The sequence below is a fragment of the Vibrio genomosp. F6 genome (assembly GCF_005146325.1).
GTDB classification, from domain to species: Bacteria; Pseudomonadota; Gammaproteobacteria; order Enterobacterales; family Vibrionaceae; genus Vibrio; species Vibrio cortegadensis.
In genome coordinates, this window is record NZ_SYUT01000067.1 from 1324 (window position 1) to 3961 (window position 2638).

At 40.0% G+C, this 2638-nt stretch carries 3 protein-coding genes; all 3 read left to right on the forward strand.

What is annotated here, in order from left to right:
• The first annotated feature begins 70 nt into the window (after nucleotides 1–70).
• Entirely contained in the window at nucleotides 71–424 is a 354-nt protein-coding gene (locus FCV43_RS18430) for a VOC family protein (RefSeq protein WP_136995989.1), read from the forward strand.
• 134 nt (nucleotides 425–558) lie between these two features.
• A complete protein-coding gene (locus FCV43_RS18440; protein WP_136995990.1) occupies nucleotides 559–936 on the forward strand; it encodes a hypothetical protein in 378 nt (125 codons plus the stop codon).
• A gap of 260 nt (nucleotides 937–1196) precedes the next feature.
• Entirely contained in the window at nucleotides 1197–1955 is a 759-nt protein-coding gene (locus FCV43_RS18445) for a hypothetical protein (protein ID WP_102384124.1), read from the forward strand.
• Nucleotides 1956–2638 lie beyond the last annotated feature (683 nt).

Genomic DNA, 2638 nt, shown 5'->3' on the forward strand with positions numbered 1-2638 from the left:
GCAATGGTTTAGCTTGGGTATTACAGCGTTGTCGCACCTTAATTGGGCGTTATGTGGTTGGAGAGAAATTATGAATCCATCAGCGGTTCTTGTTCATGTCCCAGATGTAGCGAAAGGGCTTGAATGGTACAAGAAAGCTTTTCCAGAAGCCGTTCCGGTTTACCATCCTGATTTTGACTTCACAGCGCTTGATCTAAATGGTTTCTCCCTAGAAATAGTCCAAGCAGATAAAAAGGTTGGTGCTGGTAAAAGTGGCACAGTTGTTTACTGGTCAGTAGATAACTTATGTATTGCACTGGCTCATTTTCAAAAACTAGGTGCGCGCCTTTATCGCGGACCAATGGAAATTGAAGATGGTCTTTCAATGTGCCAAGTTGAGGATCCATTTGGAAACTTAATAGGACTACGTGGGAAAACCACATAACAAATTGTTCAAGAGGGATTCGCAACGCGTGGCATTTTTACTATGCGTTGGTTTTAGTGTTTAAGGTGGCATGCGGCGGCATCGGTATTGCGTTGCTCACCCCTTAACAAGGCGTTATGCCTTTAGGAGAAAAAATGGCAGTTTCAATTGATTTAAGAGTTGGTACAACTCCCTTTGAGTTTTGGCATGAACTTGGAGAAGACCAGATAAATGTTATTAATTCCAAGGTTTTTGTTGAATCTAAAAAATTAGTATTGTCTTGTGAGGCTAAGCCAGTCGATTCCAATCAACTTTCCGATGCCAAGTCAATTTTTCGCAATCCAGATCAGGTAACACAAATAGTTATAACTGACGAAAGGATTTTGGAAAGGTTTGCTCGTTACGTCAATAACCACAGAGGTGAATTCGATTCTTGTGAATTGACAATAACTTTTGGAAACCGGAAGTACCATTATCCAGTAAAGGTTTCTAGACGTGAGCTTAGTGGGATGACGCTGCGAGTACAGGCATAACAAAGCGTTCAAGACGGATTCTCAACGCTTGGCATTTTCGGCTTACTTTGGGTTAAGTGTTTATGTCACAATGGTTTAGGTAGGGTGGTTGCGTTGCTCACCACTTAACGCGGCGTTATATAAATCAGCTAAGTTTATCGTATTGAAAGAAATAATTTGTTTTCACTAATTAAAAAAAGATAGTAAAAGTCCGCTTTCGATTACGCATCTAGATGAGCAAGCTCATCTTTTAGGTAAAGTATTTATAGCGGTATAAAGTGATGTTTGGATTATTCAGAAAAAAATCTCCTTTGGAGAAGCTCATTAAGCAAGACGGAATCGAGCATGCATCAGACAGGATCTCTGAAATTATCTGTGAAAAATTGGGGGCAAAGCATGTTGCGTACCAGTTCATTTTGGAAGAAGTAGAAGCTGCTAGCCAAGGTGATAGGGAAGCAATTGCTTTTGCAAGAGCTAGTGGAATCTCACCAGCACAATATAATGGAGCAATGAACCGCTCTTTTGCTGAAGTAGATGGACCGGACGGACCTCAGCAATTTCTACTTCATACATGTATGCAATTAATGTCAAATAAGACATTGATGGTTCAATTTAGAACTAAAGTTGCAGACAAAGTAATGAAGCGCTTTGGTATTGGAAAATATGAACTAGCGCATAAAGATTTTTCCCTTGATGATCTTATTGCTGAAAGTGCTAATTTGATAGTTGATACTGTCAACAAAAATGGCTTTGAAATGCTTAATAAGTCTGGTGCTATTGAGATGGTCAAAGAGACGATCTCAGGAATAAATGGTGATGTCAGTACATGTAGACATAATGTACTTGCTCTTTTAACACTAATTTCAGCCGCAAAATCAGCATTCGACGACAACGATAAAGGCTTAGCTAACTATCTCTCTCAGTGCTGCAAAGAACTAGTAGAAGCTATTTGGCAACTGCCAAATGAAGAATATAATGATCTAGAGTTTTCTCTAGTTGATTATTCGATTGAAACTATGAAGTCAATCGACCTAAGCTGACTATAGATACAAATAATTTATATAACAAAGCATTTAAGAGTGATTCCCAACGCTTGGCATTTTGGTGTCATCGTTGGGTTTTGTGTTTACGGTGGTATGGTTTAGTTTCGTGGTAGCGTTGCTCACACCTTAATGCGGCGTTATGTAAAGCGGGTAAAATAGGCATTATTCTGTTTATTCGCTCTCTCTAGCTATCGGTTTACATCCTCGTCAAAATCAGCCATTTCGGTCCCTATTCTTTGCCAAATTAGCCGTAAAACATGCCAAGGTTCGTGAGTTTCCTCATTCAGTTTCAGTGTTGGTTTGTGGTTGGTTTTGCGGGCTCAAAGTGTGGAAAGGGCAAGGTTAACGAAAGTCCCCATTTGCTGATGGTTTCTTTCGTTAGATTTCCCAGATTCAAAAGCATTTTTGGTCGCTGGTCATCACCATTTTTCGCGTGTTGAGGCTTGGTTTGTAACATTGCTGGCTCTGCAAATTCGTGAACACTGTTGGGTTCTTTTGCTTTGGCTATTTCTTCGGTCGTACAGACTTTAGTTTTCGTGGTAACTTTGGCTTATGTGGCTGAATTTACATAACAAAGCGTTCAAGACGGATTCCCAACGCATGGCGTTTTCGGATTACTTCAATTTAAGTGTATATGTCACAATGGTTTAGGTAGGGTGGTTGGCGTTGCTCACCACTTA

What these genes read in the sequence shown, in the direction of transcription:
- FCV43_RS18430 (WP_136995989.1), top strand. Translation starts at nt 71, where the DNA reads ATGAATCCATCAGCGGTTCTTGTTCATGTCCCAGATGTAGCGAAAGGG.
- FCV43_RS18440 (WP_136995990.1), top strand. Translation starts at nt 559, where the DNA reads ATGGCAGTTTCAATTGATTTAAGAGTTGGTACAACTCCCTTTGAGTTT.
- FCV43_RS18445 (WP_102384124.1), top strand. Translation starts at nt 1,197, where the DNA reads ATGTTTGGATTATTCAGAAAAAAATCTCCTTTGGAGAAGCTCATTAAG.